General features: G+C 65.3%; 26 protein-coding genes and 1 pseudogene. 14 read left to right on the top strand and 13 right to left on the bottom strand.

Going from position 1 to position 20,929, the window contains the following annotated elements; genetic code table 11:
* Window positions 1-195: 195 nt before the first annotated feature.
* Window positions 196-1,410 carry an NAD(P)/FAD-dependent oxidoreductase gene (locus ALI144C_RS02595; RefSeq protein ID WP_076985368.1) on the top strand — a complete coding sequence of 405 codons (1,215 nt, stop codon included), beginning with the start codon at window positions 196-198 and terminating at the stop codon, window positions 1,408-1,410.
* Between the two features lie 528 nt (window positions 1,411-1,938).
* Here ALI144C_RS02595 and ALI144C_RS02590 read toward each other — a convergent pair.
* Window positions 1,939-2,427, bottom strand: coding sequence for a nuclear transport factor 2 family protein (locus ALI144C_RS02590; protein WP_076985367.1), 489 nt, complete (start codon window positions 2,425-2,427; stop codon window positions 1,939-1,941).
* Between the two features lie 319 nt (window positions 2,428-2,746).
* On the opposite strand from ALI144C_RS02590, the gene ALI144C_RS02585 reads away from it, so the two are divergent.
* The 6 genes from ALI144C_RS02585 (at window position 2,747) to ALI144C_RS02560 (ending at window position 6,485) form a co-directional block, all read left to right on the top strand.
* Window positions 2,747-3,532 (top strand): helix-turn-helix transcriptional regulator, encoded by a 786-nt coding sequence (locus ALI144C_RS02585; protein ID WP_076985366.1) that lies wholly within the window; start codon window positions 2,747-2,749, stop codon window positions 3,530-3,532.
* A 121-nt stretch (window positions 3,533-3,653) separates the two neighbouring features.
* The gene (locus tag ALI144C_RS55225) at window positions 3,654-4,019 is read left to right on the top strand and encodes a VOC family protein (RefSeq protein WP_237773928.1); all 366 of its coding nucleotides are present in this window, start codon (window positions 3,654-3,656) and stop codon (window positions 4,017-4,019) included.
* Entirely contained in the window at window positions 4,016-4,222 is a 207-nt protein-coding gene (locus tag ALI144C_RS55220; RefSeq protein WP_076985365.1) for a hypothetical protein, read from the top strand. Before ALI144C_RS55225 ends, ALI144C_RS55220 begins: the two co-directional genes overlap by 4 nt.
* A gap of 389 nt (window positions 4,223-4,611) precedes the next feature.
* Entirely contained in the window at window positions 4,612-4,917 is a 306-nt protein-coding gene (locus ALI144C_RS02570) for a hypothetical protein (protein WP_076985364.1), read from the top strand.
* A 216-nt stretch (window positions 4,918-5,133) separates the two neighbouring features.
* The gene (locus ALI144C_RS02565; protein WP_083752645.1) at window positions 5,134-6,249 is read left to right on the top strand and encodes an AI-2E family transporter; all 1,116 of its coding nucleotides are present in this window, start codon (window positions 5,134-5,136) and stop codon (window positions 6,247-6,249) included.
* 11 nt (window positions 6,250-6,260) lie between these two features.
* The gene (locus tag ALI144C_RS02560) at window positions 6,261-6,485 is read left to right on the top strand and encodes a hypothetical protein (protein WP_143230354.1); all 225 of its coding nucleotides are present in this window, start codon (window positions 6,261-6,263) and stop codon (window positions 6,483-6,485) included.
* A gap of 158 nt (window positions 6,486-6,643) precedes the next feature.
* Here the strand turns inward: ALI144C_RS02560 and ALI144C_RS02555 are convergent, their stop codons facing one another.
* From ALI144C_RS02555 to ALI144C_RS02535, 6 genes are all read right to left on the bottom strand, one after another.
* Entirely contained in the window at window positions 6,644-7,405 is a 762-nt protein-coding gene (locus tag ALI144C_RS02555; RefSeq protein ID WP_076985362.1) for a GAF and ANTAR domain-containing protein, read from the bottom strand.
* 29 nt (window positions 7,406-7,434) lie between these two features.
* Entirely contained in the window at window positions 7,435-8,139 is a 705-nt protein-coding gene (locus ALI144C_RS02550) for an ANTAR domain-containing protein (protein WP_076985361.1), read from the bottom strand.
* A 4-nt stretch (window positions 8,140-8,143) separates the two neighbouring features.
* Window positions 8,144-8,278, bottom strand: coding sequence for a hypothetical protein (locus ALI144C_RS58315; protein ID WP_269086648.1), 135 nt, complete (start codon window positions 8,276-8,278; stop codon window positions 8,144-8,146).
* Window positions 8,275-9,156: an acyl-CoA desaturase gene (locus tag ALI144C_RS02545; protein WP_143230353.1), complete on the bottom strand. Its 882-nt coding sequence runs from the start codon at window positions 9,154-9,156 to the stop codon at window positions 8,275-8,277. The genes ALI144C_RS58315 and ALI144C_RS02545 overlap by 4 nt, the downstream gene beginning before the upstream one ends.
* A 355-nt stretch (window positions 9,157-9,511) precedes the next feature.
* The gene (locus ALI144C_RS57180; RefSeq protein ID WP_237773927.1) at window positions 9,512-10,099 is read right to left on the bottom strand and encodes an RGCVC family protein; all 588 of its coding nucleotides are present in this window, start codon (window positions 10,097-10,099) and stop codon (window positions 9,512-9,514) included.
* An 87-nt stretch (window positions 10,100-10,186) separates the two neighbouring features.
* Complete coding sequence (locus tag ALI144C_RS02535; protein WP_076985359.1) at window positions 10,187-11,122, bottom strand: hypothetical protein; 936 nt, start codon at window positions 11,120-11,122, stop codon at window positions 10,187-10,189.
* Window positions 11,123-11,617: 495 nt separating this feature from the next.
* Here ALI144C_RS02535 and ALI144C_RS02530 point away from each other — a divergent pair, with 495 nt between their 5' ends.
* A complete protein-coding gene (locus ALI144C_RS02530) occupies window positions 11,618-11,821 on the top strand; it encodes a hypothetical protein (RefSeq protein WP_076985358.1) in 204 nt (67 codons plus the stop codon).
* 560 nt (window positions 11,822-12,381) lie between these two features.
* On the opposite strand, the gene ALI144C_RS02525 is transcribed toward ALI144C_RS02530, so the two are convergent.
* From ALI144C_RS02525 to ALI144C_RS54010, 4 genes are all read right to left on the bottom strand, one after another.
* Complete coding sequence (locus ALI144C_RS02525; protein ID WP_076985357.1) at window positions 12,382-12,606, bottom strand: DUF397 domain-containing protein; 225 nt, start codon at window positions 12,604-12,606, stop codon at window positions 12,382-12,384.
* 444 nt (window positions 12,607-13,050) lie between these two features.
* Window positions 13,051-13,812 carry a hypothetical protein gene (locus ALI144C_RS02520; protein WP_202818832.1) on the bottom strand — a complete coding sequence of 254 codons (762 nt, stop codon included), beginning with the start codon at window positions 13,810-13,812 and terminating at the stop codon, window positions 13,051-13,053.
* 246 nt (window positions 13,813-14,058) lie between these two features.
* On the bottom strand, window positions 14,059-14,598 hold the full coding sequence (locus tag ALI144C_RS02515; RefSeq protein WP_076985356.1) for a hypothetical protein: 540 nt from the start codon (window positions 14,596-14,598) through the stop codon (window positions 14,059-14,061).
* Window positions 14,595-15,023, bottom strand: coding sequence for a hypothetical protein (locus tag ALI144C_RS54010; RefSeq protein WP_143230350.1), 429 nt, complete (start codon window positions 15,021-15,023; stop codon window positions 14,595-14,597). The genes ALI144C_RS02515 and ALI144C_RS54010 overlap by 4 nt, the downstream gene beginning before the upstream one ends.
* On the opposite strand from ALI144C_RS54010, the gene ALI144C_RS02505 reads away from it, so the two are divergent.
* The 4 genes and pseudogenes from ALI144C_RS02505 to ALI144C_RS56555 all read left to right on the top strand — a co-directional run.
* Entirely contained in the window at window positions 15,016-16,815 is a 1,800-nt protein-coding gene (locus tag ALI144C_RS02505; protein WP_076985354.1) for a site-specific integrase, read from the top strand. The two genes, ALI144C_RS54010 and ALI144C_RS02505, sit on opposite strands and share 8 nt — an antisense overlap.
* 652 nt (window positions 16,816-17,467) lie before the next feature.
* Window positions 17,468-18,169 (top strand): DUF3558 domain-containing protein, encoded by a 702-nt coding sequence (locus ALI144C_RS58855; protein WP_143230349.1) that lies wholly within the window; start codon window positions 17,468-17,470, stop codon window positions 18,167-18,169.
* Between the two features lie 190 nt (window positions 18,170-18,359).
* Entirely contained in the window at window positions 18,360-18,533 is a 174-nt protein-coding gene (locus tag ALI144C_RS56560; RefSeq protein WP_202818831.1) for a hypothetical protein, read from the top strand.
* 12 nt (window positions 18,534-18,545) lie between these two features.
* A pseudogene (locus ALI144C_RS56555) lies at window positions 18,546-18,782 on the top strand (AbfB domain-containing protein); the annotation flags it as partial.
* On the opposite strand, the gene ALI144C_RS58850 reads toward ALI144C_RS56555, so the two are convergent.
* Window positions 18,740-18,922, bottom strand: coding sequence for a hypothetical protein (locus tag ALI144C_RS58850; RefSeq protein ID WP_441297525.1), 183 nt, complete (start codon window positions 18,920-18,922; stop codon window positions 18,740-18,742). The pseudogene ALI144C_RS56555 and the gene ALI144C_RS58850 sit on opposite strands and share 43 nt — an antisense overlap.
* A 529-nt stretch (window positions 18,923-19,451) precedes the next feature.
* On the opposite strand from ALI144C_RS58850, the gene ALI144C_RS02490 reads away from it, so the two are divergent.
* Both ALI144C_RS02490 and ALI144C_RS02485 read left to right on the top strand, forming a co-directional pair.
* Window positions 19,452-20,216, top strand: a complete 765-nt coding sequence (locus ALI144C_RS02490; RefSeq protein ID WP_076985351.1) for an RNA polymerase sigma factor — start codon at window positions 19,452-19,454, stop codon at window positions 20,214-20,216.
* On the top strand, window positions 20,213-20,665 hold the full coding sequence (locus ALI144C_RS02485) for a DNA methyltransferase (protein ID WP_076985350.1): 453 nt from the start codon (window positions 20,213-20,215) through the stop codon (window positions 20,663-20,665). Before ALI144C_RS02490 ends, ALI144C_RS02485 begins: the two co-directional genes overlap by 4 nt.
* Here ALI144C_RS02485 and ALI144C_RS57175 read toward each other — a convergent pair.
* Window positions 20,652-20,929: hypothetical protein (locus ALI144C_RS57175; protein ID WP_237773925.1), on the bottom strand; the 278-nt coding region annotated here is incomplete at its 5' end. The two genes, ALI144C_RS02485 and ALI144C_RS57175, sit on opposite strands and share 14 nt — an antisense overlap.

The raw sequence follows: 20,929 nt of genomic DNA, 5'->3' as shown, positions 1-20,929 counted from the left end.
GAGTTCACTCGCTGTCCAGCACTCATCCGTCAGCAGGTATTGCCCCTCCGGCCTCGCGCTGAAAATTTCTATATGCGAATAGGCGATCGCTTCGGCTAGCCTCGGCCGAGGGCGCAGGGAAAAGCGGAGATCTCGCACACGAGGGGAATAGTTCGTGTGGCGGTACTCGCTGCCCATTTTCGAAGGGAGTGGAATATGGTCGACCGTGCCGAGGTCGTCGTGATCGGTGCTGGGGTGTTGGGCTGCGCGGTGGCGCTGCACCTGCTGCAAGCGGGAGTGCGTGACGTCCGGGTGGTGGAGCGGGACGATGTCGGGCAGGGGACCACGGCGGCTGGTGGAGGTTTCCTCGGGCACTGGGCGCCCTATGAGAACGAGCTCGAGGCGTCTCGATATGGCCGCGATTTCTACGCGGGTCTGCACCGGGACGGGCACGATATCGACTTCAAGGCGAACGCGATGCTGTATGTCGCGGCGAGCGCGGCCGCGTGGGAGACCCTGAACGCGGACGAGCAGGGAGCGGCAACAATCGTGGGTCCGGCTGAGGTGGAGGCGCGGACTGCGGGGGTCGTGCGCGCCGAACGCGTGTTCGGTGGGTTGCTGGACGAGAGCGGCGCGCAGGTCCACGCACCGAAGGTGGTGGCCGTGCTCGCCGAGCGGGTCCGCGCCGCCGGCGGTGTGATCGACACCCGACGGCCGGTCACCGGGCTCACTGTCCGGAGTGGACGTGTACGGGCCGTGGAGACGGCGCGTGGCCGGGTGGATTGCGAGGCGGTCGTGCTCGCCGCGGGTGCGTGGAACAGCGAACTGGTGGCCTCGCTCGGGTTCTTCCTGCCTGTTGTGGCCCAGGTGACTTCGCGGATCATCACCGGCTCCCGTGGCGTGCCGGACACTCTGCCCACCCTGTTCCTGAGCGGTCTCGCTCCCGACGAACCGGGCGGAGGCACGATGCTGTGGGTCCGCGGGCACGACGACGGTCTGCTGTGGGGTGGCACCTATGACGTCTTCCCACGGAACGTCCTCGTCGATGCACCCGTGCCGGACCGGCTGGACGACCTGCCGATCGACGGCGTCCTGGAGATTCTGCGGATCGCCGAGCGTGGCGCGGCGGTTAGCCCGGCGCTGGCGGCACGCACCCGACTGCACGTGAAACACGGTGCTCCCTGCTACACCCCGGACATGCGGGCCGTGGTCGGCGAGGTACCCGGCGTCGCGGGAGCCTATGTGCTGTCCGGAGACAACGAAGCGGGCATCACCTACGGTCCCGGCTATGCCCGTGCGCTGACGAAGCGGATCACCGGCGGGCCCAGCGAGTCAGCACAGGTGGATGCCTGGCGTCCAGACCGCTTCGGCGGCCGGTTCACCAACCAGCGGCAGATCCATGAAGCACTGGCCGAATACGACTGGACCTGACAATCCACGACGGGGCTGCGAGACCTGACTCTCCGGCCACACAGGACGTGACGTGACCGGCGCGAGGACGGCGGTCGGCCATACGAGGGCATGGCCGACCGCCGACGGATGTCAGAGAACGTTGTTGTTCAAGTCCATTGTGGCCACGGCCGAGTACGAGATTCCCGAGCGAGCACCCATCGAGAACAACACCGGCGACGAGGTGCGAGTCAGCGACCGGGACACCACGTGGCCCGCGTCGTGTTCATCACGACGCCCTCCCGGGCGGGATGGGTGCCGGAGCCTCGACGACGCGGCCGATCGCGGCCGTTCTGCACGCCTACAACACTCAGGAGTTGCCGACGAGTCGCTCCAGCGGCAGCCCGATCTGGGTGGAGTCTGGCGGGTTTTCTCAGCTGGCCATCGCTACCACCAATCGGATGAAATACCACCCCCGGCTGGTATCCACCGGCCACCGACAGCACCGACAAGGCACCACGGATCTGAAACCCGAACACGACCTCGCTTCACCTGACCTCCGCTCATCGGTTACTTAGGACTGGTGGTACGGGTCGTGTTGGCCCGACCGCCGTAGTCGGCTATTCGATGCCCGGTGCGCCATGGCCGCGCCGCTCCCGACGTCCACCAGCGTCGCCATAGCGAGGGACGTTTGAGTATCGCCGACAGCAGCGGCAGAGGATCGAAGTAGTTCATGCGCTCGATCGCTTTGCCGTCGCGCAGTACGAACCGGTCGATGTTCGGCCATTCGATCAGGTCACCCCTGACGTGAACGTGCAGCCGGACTTCGATGAACAGCAGATCCGGGTCACCACGCCACCGGTCCACCTGTGCGCGCAGGTCGGGCAAAAAGCGCCAGATCCGCCGGAACTCCTCCTGTGCGGCCGCTATCCCCCGCATCGGCGCGGCCAATGGCTGGGTCAACACGATGTCCGGATGCAAGATCTCTGGCATCCGCTGGGGAGACGGGTCGTTCCAGAAGTCGATGAACTTCGCGACGAACTGCTCGGACTCTTGCATGTGGATGTCTCTTCCGTGCGGCCTGGTCCTGGTTGTCAGGCTTGATGCGCGAGAGGTGGCAAGAACTGTTGCGACGTGACCAGAGAGATGCGGTGCGCGGGAGCCATGTCGCGTCGGCGACCGCCTCATCTGCCAGGGGAAGGTCATTGCCCGCCTTGCCGGGGCGTGCGCTCGCGCCATAGCGTGCTCAGCATGGCCCGGGGTCGGCCATCATGGTCGCCGCCGGGCGGATCTCGTCGATGCGGGGATCGGTCGTCAGCCATGCTGTCCTCCTCCACAAGGGGCGGTGCCCCGTCGCGCGGCACGTATTCTTGATCGCATGACCGCTCCGGCACTTCCACAAACGTGCGCCCCCGTACGGTTGTGGCTTCGGCTCGGGCACGCCGTCTACCTTGGCCCTCTGCTGCGCCTTGGCCCTCACTCCTCGGCGATTGCCTGTCTGGGCGTCGGCCTCGACGCGCCCTTCACCGTCCGGGCCGACGGGGTGCCGGACCTAACCGTCCGCAGCTTCCTGTTCCGCGCCAGGGTCCGGCATGAGATCCGCGATGGGGCAGGCCGGATGCTGTTCTGCTACTTCGACCCGACCTCGGCGCGGATGTCCCGATGCCTGGGCGGTATGCGGCGTGTCACCGGCGCGTTTCGCACCGGCCACCGCCACGAGGCGGACCTGATCGACCTGGCCACCCGGGACGAGGTGGACTTCGAGCAATTGCTGGCAGCAGCCAGCATCCCCGTGCTGGGACCCGGCGATGCGCGGATCGCCGACGCGGCGGCCCGAATCCGGGCCGACCCGGCGTGCCCGCAGCGCGCCGAGACCGCTGCACGCGAGGCGGGCCTGTCCAGGTCACACTTCCTGCGGAAGTTCTCCGACCAGACGGGCACCAGTTTCCGTCGCTATGTGCAGTGGGCACGGATACTGCGCGTGGCCGCGGCCTTCGCACACGGCCACGACTTCACCCGTGCCGCCGCCGACGCGGGATTCGCCTCGCCATCGCATCTCACCGGCACCTTCCGCGGTATGTTCGGACTCACCCCCACAGCCCTGGCCGCCCTCAGTCCCCAACTCCTGCTTCACGAGCACGACGCAGCCCACCACGGCCAATAACACGCCCACCAGCTGTCCGCTACCCGATGTCCGCATCTCGGCATAGAAGACGTTCTGCGTGTCGGCTCCGAACTGATAGTCGGCCGTCGGAGGGCTCCGGCTTGCGTGGCAACGTCTTCGCGTGGCACTGTTGGCCATGTTCAGCGGCGCGCACGTGATCCTCTACAGCCAGAACGCCGAGGCGGACCGCGCCTTCGTCGCCGACGTCCTCGGGTTCCCTCACGTGGATGCCGGACACGGGTGGCTGATCTTCAAACTGCCCCCGGCCGAGGTCGCCATTCACCCGACCGACGACGCACCACAGCACGAGTTCTACCTGATGTGCGACGACCTGGACACGGTCCTGACCACCCTGGCCACAGCCGGCGTCGAAACCAGCCGACCGGTAACCGAGGCACGATGGGGTCGACTCACCGCGGTACGGATGCCAAGCGGGTCCGAACTGCCCCTGTACCAACCACTGCACCCCATCGCACACAACCTGTGACCCTGTCGAGCCGCAGGAACGCCGCGCTACAGACAGCGACCGCCCGGCACACCGAACCCGGCCGTGCGCTGACGGGGCTGCCGAAGGCGACGTTCGACCGGGCCATCCACATGGGTTCACTGTTCGTGGACGCCAAAACAGGCGGCGAACGAAGCGTCGGGGGCCGCCAGGTGACGGTGGATGGCCACGCCCTCGACGAATGACGTGACGCCGCAAACCGAGTAAGTGCCTGTTTGGATAATCGATTCAGTGACGCCATTTCCTTGCGCAGCAAGGAGAGTGTCGAGACGGCAAACGTCCGATCGAGACCAAGCGCCAGGCGCTGCGACCGACTGGCCTCAGGCCGCGCACATCATCGATGCCTCGCGTTGCGCAAGGAGATTCACAGCGAAGTCGACGCGATTCGCGCCGTGATAGCCACCACCCTCCACGCTGGCGAATCCCACGAACACGAACTACCCGACTTGATCCGCCGCGCCGTGCCCGCCCACGACCGCACCGAAATCCGCACCGACGCCCCCACCGCGCACGGCGGTGGCCGAACCGAGAACCAACGACCCAGTGTGGGGCGCCTGGCTGCCACACTTGACGGATGGCTCTCGGATACGTCTTCGCTGTGCTCGCGGCGCTGGCGTCAGGCAGCGGCTCGATCCTGCAATCCCTCGGTGTCCGCCGCGCCGGACTGTACGGCGGTACGTCCCTTGGTCTGGTCGCGCTTCGGCGTCAGCCGATCTACTTCCTCGGTCTGGGCACGGACTTGGTAAGGTTTCTCTTCGCTGCCGCGGCCCTGCGGCGTCTGCCGTTGTTCCTGGTCCAGTCGCTACTCGCGTTCAGTATCGGGGTCACAGCCACGATCGCGTCTGGGCCGCACCGGTGCTGGCATTCAGCGCCGGCCTGAGCCTCAGCGTCGTCGGCATCGCGGCGCGCACACTGGATGCTCCACGCTCGGCATGGGATCTGGTCCTGCCTGGCCATCGGCGGAGCGGTCGCTGTCGCGCACTACGCGGCTGTCACCCGCCGACAGGCCTAGAATCGGTGTGCATCCTGTTGGACCGCTCCAGACCCTGGCGGCATGTGTGCGTGCCCATCACGTCCCCGGTCGAGAGGTACCACTATGGACACTTCAGACACCACCCCGCTGCACGGCCGTTCCGAACGTCCAATCGTGCCGCAATCCCTTCAGGTGAGCGCCGCGCTGGGCTGGCGACTGCTGGTGGTCGCCGCCGCCCTGGCCGTGATCGGTATCATCGTCGGCTACCTCGCGGCGGTCGTTGTTCCGGTTGCGATCGCCTTGTTGCTGGCCGCATTGCTGGCGCCCGCTGTCGGATACCTGGTCAAGCGCAAGGTACCCCGCTGGCTGGCAGCCGTCATGGTCCTCGTCGGCGGCTTGGCGGTGCTCGGCGGACTGCTCACGTTCGTGATCATCACCTTCATCAACGGTCTGCCAGCGCTGCGGATCCAGCTCTCCCACAGCATCGACGCCATCGGTAACTGGCTCACCACCGGCCCGCTGCACCTGAGCGACGAGCAAGTGCGAAGCTTCTTCGACACTCTCGTCACAACCTTGACCAACACGCAAACCGGCATCACGTCCGGCGCACTGACCACCGCGGCGACCATCGGTGAGATCCTGGCTCAGATGCTGTTGATCCTGTTCGTGCTGATCTACCTGCTCTACGACGGCCGCGGCATCTGGACGTTCCTGCTGCGCGCCGCACCCGATCGGATCCGCCCCCGGGTGGACGTCGCAGGCCGCCGCGGCCTGTCCGCTCTGGTCAGCTACGTGCGCGCGACGATCGCGGTGGCCACAGTGGACGCCGTCGGCGCCGGGATCGGGATGGTCATCCTCGGCGTCCCGCTCGCGATCCCCCTGGCCACACTGGTCTTCATCGGCGCGTTCATCCCCATCATCGGCGGCGTCGTCGCCGGCGGGATCGCGGTGCTGATCGCCCTGGTCGCCAACGGACCGATAACGGCACTGGTACTCCTGGGCATCGTCATCGGCGTCCAGCAACTGGAAGCCCATGTACTGCAGCCCCTCCTGCTCGGCCGAGCCGTCAACCTCCACCCGCTTGCCGTGGTGCTCGCCATCGCGATCGGACTGGTCGCGGCCGGCATCGCCGGGGCACTACTGGCGGTCCCCTTGCTGGCTGTACTCAACGCAGGCGTTCGCTCCCTGCGCGGCGGCGAAGACGAATACGCCAAGCCCATCGATGTTCACCAGAAGTGAGGTTGATACCGGTGACATCGAACTATTCCGAGAAGAGCACCAACCAGTCGGCCGTGTGGCGAGACTTGGTCGCGGCGCTTGAACAGGTCGACGTGGCGTGGAAAGCCACCCACCCGACCGGGACGGGTACTGCCGCGTCCTCCCAATTGCCGGGCAACGTGGCCGTGGCGTTGGTCAAGGACGCCTACCAGGCGACGGAGGCGATCATCGGTGTGAGCAAGTGGCCGACGAGGTAACGACCAACCGGCACGATGTTCTCACCCACGGACAGATCGACCGGGAAGTGCTGTCCATACTGGAGGCCTTCGACAGCTCCAATTCACCGACGGCCCGGCCCGGTTCAACGAACAGTCCACAGCCGACAGAACGACACCTGATCGCCCTGTCGACTGGTTCAGTGCCGCTCCTGCCTGGGTGGGGACACCTGTCCGCCCGCCGCGATGGCGTCGAGGTCGGCGGTGCCCTCGGCGACCTCGCGCGCGATGTCGGACAGACGCAGGTTGTTCGACCGGCTGTAGGCGCGCAGCGCGACGAACGCGGCCTGCATGTCGACGCCTGCGTGTGCGGACAGCACACCCTTGGCCTGTTCGATGACGACCCGGGAGTTCAGGGCGGTCTGCAGCTGCCTGGTCAGGATCGCGCTGTCGTCGATCGCGCGGTGCTGCAGCATGCCGATCGTGGCCACGTCGGCCAACGCCTGGCCCAGGGACACGCTGGTCTCGTCCACCCCGTCGGACTCGGTGTTGAGCAGGTTCAACGCGCCGATCACAGTTTGGCGTAACCGCATCGGCACCGCGTGCGCGGCACGGAACCCTGCCTCACGGGCGGCCACAGCGAACCGGGGCCACCGAGCGTTCTCGTCCGCCAGGTTCGCACTGGACACCGGCAGCCCAGTTCTCACACAGTCCAGACATGGCCCGTCGTCGGCCTGGACGGCGAACAACTCGACCAGCCTGGCCTGCTCGGAGGACGCGGCGGCCATGCGCAACCCGCCCCGCTGGTCCGAGAGCACCACTCCGGCCGCGGCGACGTCCAGCAGCTCCACACATCGCTCGACGAGCATGTTCAGGAACTCGATGATGTCGAACTGGTCGATCAAGGTGTCCGCCAGTTCGACGAACACCCGCGCCAGTCGCTGTTCATGACTGTGGTTCATCGGTGCCTGCTTCCTGTGACCTGTCCACATCATTCTTGCGCGCCGAGCAACAGCTGGCGATCTACGATCTGACGGGCCACTGTTGCCAGCGGTAGATCGTGGGCGTAGGCGTGGGCACGGATCCGCAGCAACGCCTCCCGCATGCTGATGCCCAACTGGTTGCTCACCATCCCGGACGCCTGGTGGACCTCGGCGTGGATGTCGGAGATCCAGCCAAGGTCCTCCGGAGGACGCCCCGCGATCTCGTCCAGCACCGACTCAAAGGCCAGCTCAGCCAGCACCAGGCCGTCGACCGCCTGCGGCGGGCTCAGCGAACCGGTGGCGGCCCGGTGACAGTCCAGCGACCCCAACCCGATCACCCCCAGCTGCAAAGGGAACGCGAACACCGCGGCCACCCCCAAGGCCAAGGCGCCTGGGGTGAACGCGGGCCACCGCGCCCCGGCCACAGCCAGATCAGGCACCAGCACCGGCGCACCCGCGGTGACCGCGGACAACCCGGGCCCCTCGCCTACCGTGAGCTGCAAGTCCTCCAACCCGACGGCGACCGCGTCGGTAGCGCGCGCCAAGCGCTGCTGCGCGTCAGGAGTCCCAGGCCGGTGCATCAACGTGACCCCGGCACCAGTGACCACCAACTCCGACACCGCCAGCCCGCAGATCCGCGTCAACGCCGGGGGCAGGCCGTCGTCGTTGGCCGTCACCAGCGCACGCATTCGCTCTCGGCGGTTCTCAGTCACAGCATCACCGGTCTATACGGGCGAGCGCCGCATCCGTGTCCTCGGCGGGGCCAGACGCCGAAACCCAGCCGCCGTCGTCGCACCAGCGATCTTCCGCGTCGTCCGGCTGGTTCGGCGACGGTCGCCGAGTCGCGGTCATGCGATCACCGTTTCCCTCAGTTTGCGAGCGAAGCGTTCTGCCCTGGGCCAGCGGACCCTGGTGGCCCAGCCGAACCTCTCGAAGATCCAGATCACGCGGGCGGAGACGTCGATCTGGCCGCGACCGACACCGTGGCGCGCACAGGTGGGATCAGCATGGTGCGAGTTGTGCCAGGACTCACCCATCGAAGCGATGGCCAGCGGCCAGAAGTTCGCCGACTTGTCCCTCGCGGTGTAGGGACGGGCGCCGATCATGTGGCAGATCGAGTTCACCGACCAGGTCACGTGGTGCAGCACGGCGACACGCACCAGACTGGCCCAGAAGAACGCGGTCACCGCGCCCCACCAACTCCAGGTGATCACCCCACCGGCCAGTGCCGGTGCCAGCAACGTGACCACCGTCAGCAGCGGGAACATCCGATTCACCCGCAGGATGTCGCGGTCGGCGAGCAGGTCGGGAGCGAACCTCGCGGCATTGGTCTGCTCGCGCTGGAACATCCATCCCATGTGAGCGTGCCAGAACCCCCGAGCCAGTGCGGTCGCCGAAGTCCCGAACAGCCACGGCGAATGCGGGTCACCTTCCCGGTCGGCGAAGGCGTGGTGGCGGCGGTGGTCGGCGACCCAGCCGATGATCGGTCCTTGCATCGCCATGCTGCCGACCGTCGCGAGCGCGATCCGCAGGCCACGAGTGGCGGTGAACGCACCGTGGGTGAAGTACCGGTGGAATCCGACGGTCACGCCCAGGCAGGTCAGGGTGTAGAAGAACGCGACAAGGCCGATATCGACCCAGTCCAGGCCCCACCCCCACGCGACCGGGACAGCCGCGGTCAACGCGAGTAACGGGACAACCGCGAACAGCTTGACCAACATCATCTGCATCGGAGTCTTCTCACCCGCCAGGATGTCCGCCGCCACGGGCAGGTGGGGAGAAGTTCGAACCGCGATAGTCACAGGAAATCGCCTCCAGGCGTCGGCAAGGGAACTCAACCGCCGGAGTCTGGGGCGATCAACACGATCAGCGCGCTGTCCACGTCATCGGTCACGCGCTCTTTCAATTGTAGCCGTTCGCACACCGATTCCAATCGAACAGTGACCAGGCACAACCCCCCGTACTTGCCGGGGGCATGTCGCCCGCTGACAGCACCTTCGGAAATCGATCAGCGCACTTCCCGGGTCTCCTTGACGAGCTCGGCCCATGGGGCCGCAGGCGGTCATGTGTGTTGGCCGGTGGTGGTCATGAAGTCTTCTTGTTTGTGCAGACGCAACCCGGGCTGTTCCCGCCGACGGCTTTCGCGGTGCAGTAGCGGACCGCGATCTGATCGTGGCTGTCCCAAGGGTGCGGGCATGACGCGCAGGTCGCGGCGCTCTGTTCGTCGGCGTCCGGCTTTGGTTCGGAAGCTGGACGAGTGGTTCTCAGCAGTTGTTGGGCGCGTCCAGCGGCCGTCATCATCGCCTCGTGGCTGGCTGCTTTGTCGGCATCCGGTGGGATGACAAGCAGGTGGATGCGTTGGCGGTCCATCGAGACGACGCTGATGACGTTCTCGTCCTGCGACCGGAATCCATCCAGCCGGACGGAGTGACCGTCGAGTTGGATCCTGCGCGGCGCGTCGCCCCACGAGGTGTAGGCGAACACTACTCGCCACACCGGGCCGAGCCGGACGGCGAGCACCTTGACCAGCGCTGGTAATTCCGCTGCCAGATCCCGTGACCGTGGCCACCAGGCGCCGTCGACGTACCCGACGGTCGATTCGCTGGGCTTGAGGCGCAACCGGAGTGACTGCCCGTGCCTGCGGCAGGGGAATGAACTGTCTGGGTGAGACATGCTGCCCGCTGAGGGCTACGCTGAGACCCCGCAACAAACCTCGCCCTTGGCACCCCCGGGCACTGCCCGAACTCAGTGTGCGGGTCTTCAGCGACTTCGTTGGCTGGCGACCCGGCTGTGGGCTGGTGACACTGCGGCGAACACGGCGATCCGTTCGGACAATTCGCGGGCATCGGCGTTGTCACGGTGCTGATCCGCCATGTTCTTCAGAGACAGCAGCCGATCCCGGACCCGCGACGACCTCACCGTCAAAGCTACGGCGATGGCCTCGGCACCCACCGCGGCCGCGCGGTCCGCGTCGTGTTCGATGAGATGACTCGCCGCCAGCGCGACCAGGCTGAACGACCTGCTACGGGCCATCTGGCTGTACCCGTCTGCCGCGTTGGTCAGGGCGGGTATCGCCGCACGTGCGTAGAACGGATCCACGGACCGCGCGAGATCCGCGTAGATGACACCAGACATGGCCAGCAAATCGTTGATGTCGAAGAAAGCCGCCCACCCCGGCGCGTCGGCCGGATCTGATCGAGTGAAGTCGTCCAGGCCCTTGCCCAGCGACGCGAGTGCGTCGTCGGCGAGGCCCATCTTCGCGGCCACCCAAGCTTGGTTCGCGTGCAGAATCGCGGCAGGCAGTGCTGACGCGCAGGCTTGAGCCGCGTGCTGACCGAGTTGGAAATCCACCCGCGCCGCGTCCAACGCGTTGTGGTGCAGATGGACCCGGCCTCTGCGATACCTGATACCGGCCACCAGTGCGTCGTTGCGAGCGAACTGGGCCAGCCTGGCGGCGTCGTCGAAGTGGCGACGAGCCTGGTCGACCCGGTCGATGTCGAAGGCGGTCCATCCGGCCAGACAGTGCAGATCCGCCACACTGGTGCGAAGCCGGTCGCCGACCGGCTCTGTTGTGGCGGCGCCGAGCAGGCGCTGTGCCCAGGTCACGTAGGTGACAACGGCGTCGTAGCACGCACCTCCGCCGCACTGGTAGTCCCAGGCCCGCAAGACCCGCGTCGCTGCCTCGATCCGTGCCACATCTGATGCCCCGACACGCTCGGGAACTGACATCGGGACCTCGGGCACCGATGGCGCTGGATCGTCATCATGGTGGCGTAGGGCCATGGCCGACCTCCTTGGCAACAATAAAGATGGAGGGGCCCGCCAGGGACCGGAGCGGGATGGGGCATCGTTGTCCGAACTCGGCTTCTCGGTGTCGCCGGCCAACAAGAGCTTTCAGGCCGCGTCGAGGGTCACGAGCCGGACGACCCGCAGGTTCTGGACCATGCTCATGTTCCTTCCGTGCCGAGCCGACGACCGGACGCCGTCAGGTTCACCTTGATGCACCAGAACGACCGCAGGGGATCCGCGTTGTGACCGCGCGAGGACCGGGCGCGAACGAGAACGTATACGCGACGGTACCGCCGACCGGACCGATACGGTACCGCTGCTCAGCCCCGTCGTGATGGCGTAGTGTCAACGCCACTGCCCCGGACCCTGGCGGGATCATCCTCAGCCGATCAAGGGATTCCCGTGGCACACCTCAAGTTGACCTCGTCAGGGCCGTTCGAGGATATCGCCGAAGCCCACCAGAGCTGCGTCGCGACTATCACGCGCGCCGCCGAGCAGGGCCTGTTCACCGAGGCCGAGGCCGGTCTCCTGATCGACAGGGTCCGCGCGCTGAGCACCAGGATGACGGACAGGGCAAAGCCGTCGGGCCCCGCGCACGCGGGATGAGAGCGCCGACCCGCACCGCACCATGGGTCCCCACAATCTCGACACAACATGAACGTTGGCGGTTGACGGTCCAGGTGTCTAACCGACACAACGCCAGGTCTGCTGTGGACCTTTTCGGTCCACCGACGAAGCACGCTTGAACTGCGCTGGCTTCGATACAGTGCCACAGCGCGGGTGACACTGCGGTCATGTTCGCCACCACCGACGGCTAAGTGCGAGAGGTGATCCACGCGTTCAATAAGTACAGGTTTGTGACACTGCACCCGATGGAAGGGCGGCCGACTGCGTAGGTTTGGCCCTGCCGCCTGACAGCTGATCTGCCGCATCACCCGTCTCCGGACCGCTTGGGCCAACGTTCACCACACGGAGTGACCGAACTCGCGGTCTACTGGCCGAGCACCCGTTGGCTACGAATCATGCCGAAACCATGCGGGCGAGATCGCGGCCGCATCAGTAAGTTCGCTAATTCTCCTGCACCACAACGCCGGGCGGTCACAATGACCCGACACCGTCCACCTCCATGAGGTTCACGACAGTGCCATGTACACGCGCTCGTGCGATCAGCGGACACCAGTGTCGCCAACTTTGAGCCGGTCGAGGAACACGGTGAACGCAGGCCGGACGAACACCAGCACAGGCCGAGCGCGCACCTCGAGCGCGGTCTGTTTCGTGTCACGGACACCGACCAGACCGTAACCAGCGCCGACATCGACGCAGGCGTTCTCCTCGTAATGGCTGTAACTGCTGGTGCGCCAACCACTCAGCACGCTATGCCAGGTCCTCATGGTCGCTCTACCTCCACCCCGATGGTGCGAACACAACGCCTGCCAGGGGCCGGGGCAGCAAAGTACCTAAAGCCTACGCACGCGGACCCGATCCGGCATACCGCCATCGACCTGAGTTCACCCCAAAGGGATGGCGGATGATCCGAGGATCCGCTGTGGTGAGTGTGGTTGATCATATTCGGTTGCAGGTGGTCTCGGCGTCCCGGGCTGGAGTGGTTCGTGCCGTTCACTGGGTCGCGGCCTGGCCGGTTCCGCACACTGGCGCGAAAGCTGCTTAACGACCTGTCCACCATCGAGGGAAACCTCACTGCGCGACAGTTATCTCTTGCCGACGCGGAAGCCCATCTCTGTGGATAACGCCGATTGGGATAAGGCGCACAGGACGGTAGCCGGGCCACCTCGTGCAGGGTGGCCCGGCATGTTTGTTGTGGTGGAGCGGTTTTGTTATCCGATGCATCCCGGAATGGGGGAAGGGCTGTTGACGCAGTTGGTCGGCGTGTTCGCTGTCACCGTGGTGGTGTTGAGTGATGCCGAGCCGGCCACGTAGTAGATCCCACCTGGGTTCACGGTCGCGGTGTTGGTGTTGACCACGCTGCTGGTGAGGGTGAGTGTGCCGTTGACGCTGGCGATACCGGCGCCTTGGTTGGCGGTGTTGCCCTTGACGGTGCTGCTGGTGAACGTCGCCGCGGCCGGGGTGCCCGTGCTGTGGAGGGCGCCACCGCGGCCGCCCGCAGTGTTGCCGGACAGCTCACTGCCGGTCAATGTGACCGCGCCGAAGTTCAGGATGCCGCCGCCGTCGTCGTGGCCGGTCGTGACGGCCTGGCCGCCGCTGAAGGTGACCGCCTTGAGGGTGATTCCGCCGGTGGGGTCAACTTGCACGATGCGGAACGCGGGCGCTGTAGCGGCGCGGGCGATGGTGTTGGCGTTGCCCTCAAGGGTGATGGGGGTGGTGATGATCGGCAGCCCGGCGGGGCCGTTGACACCGTCGTCGCCGTGGCTGGCGGTGAGGGTGTACGTGCAGCCTGGGGTCAGGGTCACTGTTCCGCCACCGGCCGCGTTGGCCGAGGTGACCGCGGTGACCAGTGCTGTCTCGTCGCACGGGACGGACGCGTTCTGGGCGTGGGCTGTCGTGGGGAGAAGGAGAGCCGTGCCGGTGGTCAGAATGGCGACCCCGGTAAGGGCAAGAATGGTGCGATTGTGTCGCATGATGACTTTCATGGAGCTAAGACCGATGGTGGTTGAGAGAGAAACTCAAACGTCCCGCAGGAGCGGTCACCGGCGGTCAGGAACAACCAACTAGAACGCTACACCAGCGCTCTGGGAATAGCCAGGCCAACACCTTTCACCCATGACTATCGCATGAACCTCGGCCTGTGAGATATAAACCCCGTCTTTAGGTTTATTTCCAGCATGGCTGATCCCCGATTGACCTTGGTCGTTCTGGTCCGCCGGTTACGGTTGTTGCGTCGAGGTCACATCTTCGACGCAACAACCCACTCCATAGCGCAGACACCGGATCGGTGTGGTCAGCAGGAGCACGGTCTGGGTGATGGTCGTCGCGGTGGAGTTCACCGCGGAGATCCCGCCACCCCGGCCCGCGCTGTTACCGGTGATGAACAACGGACTACCGGTCACCCCGGTGACCGTGAGCGTGCCGCGCAGTCCGTTGTAGACAGCGTCACCGTCACCGAGCAAGGTGAGGTTGCCCGACAGCGGGCTGTTGGTGAACGTCGCCGCGGGCGCGGTGCCCGACGGGGTGTCCAGATTGGCCAGACCGCCACCGTTGCCCGAGGCGGTGTTCGCGGTCAGGGTGCTCCCGGTGAGAGTGACCGCACCGCGGTTGAGGATGCCGCCGCCATGACCGAGGACGTTGACGCGGGTGAACGCCACCCCGGTGGTGAGCGTGAGGTTGCCAGTCGGGCTGACCTCAGCGATCCGGAACAGTCCCAAACCCAGCAGTGAGGCATTGGCGACGGTCGCCGGGCCGATCATCTCAATCGGAGTCGTGATCCCTGCAACGCGCTCGCGGTGCCACCATGAGCGGTGGTCATGCCGTACGTACATCCCCCGGCCAGAACGAGGGTGTCGGAGATGGGAGTGGAGTTGGCCAGATTCACCGCCGCGACCAACGCGTTCTCACCACACGCCACCGGAATCGTGATGGCCTGGGCCGCCGGAGCGAGAGCGATCAGCCCTCCGGCGGCGATGGTGGTCGCGAACAGGCCTTGGACAATGGCGTGGATGCGTCGCATAACGCCTTCATTTCCTGAAACACAATAGCGATGGACCGACTCGGCGCGGCACCCCGACAGAAGGGACAACACGATGGCCGCGCATGCCAAACCGATCAACGCGGGCGGCCGCGTACGATGCATCAACGCAAAAGACCTCGGCTCATGATCCGCGTCCGTGATCATCGCGGGCACATCACGCACCGAGGTCTGGGGTTACAACAATCAACGTAACCCCATCCACCCAGATGATCGATACCCAAGACTCCAAATCGGGCCGCTAATCGGTGACCGCACCATCGACGCGATCACCCCAGAGACACTCGACGCGCTCTACGCCACCCTCGCCCGCTGCCGCCATCACTGCACCCCACACTCACCCCACGCCACAGCACATAGCCCGCAGAAACCTCACGATCCAAGACACACCTGCCGACCACTGGCCGCCGCGAGCATCCGCAAAGTCCACTACCTCATCAGCGGCGCCTACCGAACCGCCCGACGCTGGCAGTGGATCACCACCAACCCCACAGCCCTGGCCAACCCACCCTCCAAACCACGCCCCCACCCACAACCACCCCGCCCCACCGAGCTCACCCGCATCCTCACTCACCTCTGGACCGAACCCGACCCACTCCTCGGCGTCCTCACCTGGACCGCCATCACCACCGGCCCCCGCCGCGGCGAACTCTCCGCCCTACGCGAGAACGACTTCGACACCCACCGCCAGGTCCTGCACATCCACACCAGCATCGCCCACGACGGCCCCAACCTCATCGAAAAAGACACCAAGCTGCACCAACACCGCCGCGTCAGCCTCGACCCCGACACTACCACCCTCATCGCGGCCTACCTCAACCACCGCCGTCACCACGCCGCAGCCCACGGGATCACCCTCGTCCCCAACGCTTTTCTGTTCTCCTCCGCACCTGACGGATCAACCTGCATCGCGCCGAACACTCTCAGCCAACGCTTCCGCCGACTCACCACCCGCCTGGGAATCCGCACCACACTGCACAAACTCCGCCACTACAACGCCACCGAACTCATCCTCGCCGGCGTCAACCTCCGCACCGTCGCCGGACGACTCGGCCACTCCGACGCCGCCATGACCCTCAACTCCTACACCGCCTGGATCAACGAAGCCGACCAACGCGCCAGCGCCCTTCTCGCCAACCGCCTGCCACTGCGCCTCACCGTCGCGCCACAACCACCCCCACCCACCAGCCCATACCAGGCAATCGCCCACGACCTACGCACCGCCATCACCAACGGCACCTACCCACCCGGAACCCATCTACCCAACCTCCACACCCTCGCCGCCCACTACCACGTCGCCCCCAGCACCGCCCACCGCGCCATCACCCAACTCACCCACGACAACCTCATCCACACCACACCCGGACACCCCACCACCATCACCAACAACCCACCCACCACCACCAACACCCATCCCCCAACTCACACCAACCCACACACCCACCCAAACACCTACCCGCCAACCACTCCCCCGCCACACACCACCCTCACGCCGACCACCTCGCCACATCGCCGGCCACCCCCACAAAGGACACACCCGAAAACAGAAACGACACAGATGATCTATTATGGACTATCTAACATCCCGTTATCTGATCGCGAATCAATCAGCGAGAACTTCCTCAACGTCGACGCTACGCTCGCACACAGACCACTCCGGGTACGGTCGCCCAGTCACTCACACCCCGACCACGCCTCGCACACGTCGCCTGCAAGGCGACGCCCGCTCTTGCTGATCCCCGACGACATCGCCATGCGCGAGCCGCGCAAGCCACATGCCGATGACCTCGGCAAGCTGATTCCGTACCTGGCTACCAGAAGTCCGAACCTGAAAGGGAACAAGGCCGAGCAGGCGAGGCGGACGAGACGGCGGAAGCCAGCTTTGACCGCGTCCTCGATCACCTTCAGCTACCACAGGCCAGCCGCTGAAGCCTACTGACAACAACGGCCGGAAACACCTTCGCGTTACAGTCCCGCTAATGGACGGTTCGTCAACAGAGCCGGCGTTGGCGATGTCGTTGCTGTTGCTATTAAGCCGCGTCTGAATAGGACACTCGACGATAGATGACGCCGATGTGCTCGCTGCTTTCAGCGAGCTCGGGCAACGATCAGCCCGACACCGGCCCCGACCACCACTTCGTCAACGGACAAGCGGTTCTCGGTACTGCGCATGGCGCGGCTGCTGCGGGCGTCCACCTGACCCAAGGCAGCCGCTTGAACTCGCCGCGACCGGCGCCATCACCGCCTCGACGTGCTCAAACCGGCTGTGAGAGTTCGTCCTGCGGAGAGCGCCCATGCACGAGCAATCGCAGTGAGCCTCCACGGCTGCCGAGCACGCCATGGTGCACTGCGACTGCTTCGACATGTCAGGCAGACCACGACATAGCCAAACCGATCGATCGCCGCAGTCACCAATCTGGGTGCAGCAGGTGCGCGGCAAGGTCCACCGGTCGCCGTGTTCGCACGGGGAACGGATACGAACAAACTCACGCAGCCACCGCAAGCGTTCATGACATCAAGTACTCGCCTTACACAGGCATCGATCAGTCGCAAGTACCGACGTGACGGAGATACCGATACCCGATATCGTCATGAAACTGACCACCGAAACGTGCGACAACGCCAGCCACCACCCTCGAGCGCAACACAGTACCGCCCCGGACCGACCAGGCCGACGCCATGACCGGATCCAGCCCCCTGGAGTGGACGTGACCCGCAAATCCGTGGCCGCACTGGCCCTTCTGGCCACTGCTTGTAGTGCACCCGGGCAACCCGCGCCTACCCCTCCGCCAATCACCACGGCGCCCTCGACCGCGGGATCAGGCGGGACGCCTACCGCTAGCGGTTCGCTGAGGCCGACCATCGCGCCGCCACCGCCCGCACGAACGCTTGACGTTGCTAGATACACCGGGCGTATGTGTGAATCGCTTACCCAGGAGCAACTCGCGTTCCTGGGCCTGTCGTCATTCCAAAGCCAGCCCCGTCACTACCTGTGCCGTTGGTCCCAGGGGCACATGATCTTCGACGTTGGGACGTACACGAACGTCAATCCCCTGCATGAACCCTACAAGCAGGCCAACAACGGTCTAGCGAAGGTGTTCGAGCCTTTCCAAATGAGCGGGTTCCCTGCGCTGAAGAGGCGGAGCGCCGCGCCGTCGACCACATGCTGGATCACAGTCGCGACCGGGAACGAGCAAGGCTTCGAGATCATAGGAGCAGGTTCAGAAACTGTCGACTGGTGCGATAAAGCGACCAGAGCTGCTGAGTATCTCCTCCACAACCTGGAAAGATAGGACCCCTGCGGCACGCCCGCGATTGTGCCGCAAGGCCCAGCTTCGCCGACGCACCTACCGGCCGCCACCCAGCCGAAGAACAACACCTCCTGGTGCAGACCGACTCTGGTTCGTAGCGCTATCTAGGCTGATACATCGTCCGCACTGGCATGAGATCTTCCCAGTCACCCCCGGCACGTATGCCGACATCGTGCGCTTCCTGGTCGAGACGCAGTACGCAACGCTGACCCAGTCGCTGATGGCCACGACGCCGGAGACGGCGGCCAAGGGCTGGTACGTGCGGTCCGGTGGCGGGGACGCCTGGATCACCCCAGGCACTCAGAGCGGCACTGTCTCGGACGCTCCGCTGGGCGATGCGACCTGAAAGGTCGTCCCGGGCCTGGCCGACCAGAACTGTTTCTCGTCCGAGTCCACCACGCACGTCGGCAGCTACTTGCCCCATCAGGATTACCGCGTGCGGTTGCACGCCAGCAACGGCAGCGAGGTGTTCAACAACGACGCGACCTGGTGTGCCAAGCCAGGTTTGGCGGGTACGGGCGTGTCGTTGGAGTCCAAGAACGTGCCCGGCCGCTACCTCCGGCACACCAACGCGGAGCTGCGGCTGGCCAACCAGTCCCACACCAGTTCACCGACGTGCCCTGGCCCATCAGTGCGTCCGGCTCTCGCACACGCCTCAATCAACCGGTCCATCGCCAGTTGTAGATCACGGTGATACGGGCGAGCGCGATCGATCACACCCTTCCACGCCTGCATACGCACCAGCGCAGACGCGACCAACGCCAACAAGACCTCCGAGTCCCGTTCAGCTGTGCCACGCTCGCGGTACCCAAACGGTATCCAATCGCTGTCACGCCAGACAAGCTCAAGACGGCCACCGACAGAATCCGGCCCCATCACCCAGCAGGACAGGATCATTCACCCGATCGTGTTGCAGGGCGACCGCCGAATCCGCTGTGACAAGCCGCTTGGACAGATCGAGCGGCCGTGGAGACGTAGTAGGTGACAGCACGTCACAGTGAGAGAGGACCATGACGACACGGCCTGTCGTTGTCACCGCGCCCACCCGCCGTGTGGGTTACGCCCCGCCTGGATCGTTGACCGGGCTGGTCGGGATGATGGTGCAGTCTCATGCCCAGGTAACCGCGGCCAGAGAACGGACGTCGATCATGACTACGCTGGCCGCCACGCTGGTAGCGGGTGGGCGAGCAGCCAGCGTGTCAGCGCGTGAGCCAGACGGCACTGAGTGGACGATCCGCGTCGGCAGCGCGGAGGCTGGGCAGCCATGAATTATTCTCGAGCACACTCGGAACCGAATTCTCTGTCACCCGAGGCGTTTTACCTAGCGCACCGGACCGAGTTGCGGCGTTTCGTGCAGCGCAGGGTCTACCAGCTTGACCCGTCGATGACGGTCGTGGACGACATCTGCTCCCAAGCTTGGATAGGGTTTTTGCAGCGGTGGGCCAGAAACCGAGCCGCCAATACGCCGGTGGCGATCTTGCTCGTCATCGCTGATCGGCGGCTCAAGGACTGGATAGCTCGTCGCAATGCGGTAGAGGTCTGCGCCGACGGTGATCTGATCGCGGAGCGAGAGCAGACGGTGTTGATACAACGCGCCGGACGGGATCCGGAGTCCAACAGCGCAGCGGCCATCGACCTGGATCGGGCGTTGTCCGAGTTGAGCCCGGTCCAACGCAAAGTGCTTCTCCTGCACTATGTCGCAGGCTTGTCCGTCGTGGAGGTCGCACGCCTGCTGGCCAGGAGCCGCTCTGGCATCTACCAGCTGATCAACACAGCCATTCTGACTCTGCGCGACAGCCCGCGGCTGGCGTTCTACCGCATCGATGTTCAGGATCCCGTCGAGGCGATTCTCCGAGCCCGGGCCATGCTCGCCAACCATCCCCATGCCAGCCAGGTCATCATGCGGATGGTGATACATCGACTGGCCGTGTTCCACAGGTTCCCAGGTCCACGTGGTCGGACCTACCCGACTTGCCGCCGTCGGCACATTTGGACGCCGCGCACCAATGCCTGGCGGACGTCAGAATGAGCCTCTGGAGCACGGTCAACGTCGCATCCGTGTATCGGCGTCTGCGTGACCACACCCCGGCCCACGCCACACCCAGCGAGCTGGCGGAGATCGTGGTGCAGGGAGCTCTTGATCCACTGCTCTCAGAGGCATTCAGCGACCCGGAGCCCGACAAGATACTTGAGCTCCGAGTCGTCGATCCCGCTTGCGGGACGGGTGAGTTCCTCATAGCGGCGGCGCGCCACATCACCGTCTGGTACGCACGGCGCCGTTTCGGCGAGGCCACCAAGGAGAACGTCGCAAGGGTCATGCCGGACGTACTCTCTCAAATGATCTACGGCGAGGACGAGGACACTGTCGCGATCGAGGTCTGCAAGGCGGCCCTCTGGCTCGAACTCAGCGTCCCACAAGCACTAGCGCGTCTAGATTGTCAGATTGTCCACTCCACCGGAGTTCTCAACTGGCGATAGTCTCCCGGTCGCCGCCCTGACCATGCAGTCCTTTGTGATCCGGGCGGTCGATCCGGCCAATCCCGCGAACGAAAGAGCGCTTCAGAACAGCCCATCTCTGCACATCAGCGCCACTGCTGCGGCCATGTTCTTCCATGCGGTGCTCCAGCACGCCAGCATCGAGACCACTCATGGTGTGCGTCCCGACGGGACTCAAGCAGTTGGACGGATTGCTCGATGTCACCGGGACGGGGCTGTACGGCAGTGGGCCGTACAGTGCCGCTC

It is taken from the genome of Actinosynnema sp. ALI-1.44 (genome assembly GCF_001984155.1).
Classification (GTDB): Bacteria; Actinomycetota; Actinomycetes; order Mycobacteriales; family Pseudonocardiaceae; genus Kibdelosporangium.
The sequence above is the reverse complement of the archived record's forward strand: the minus strand, read 5'-3'. Positions and strand labels throughout refer to the sequence as shown.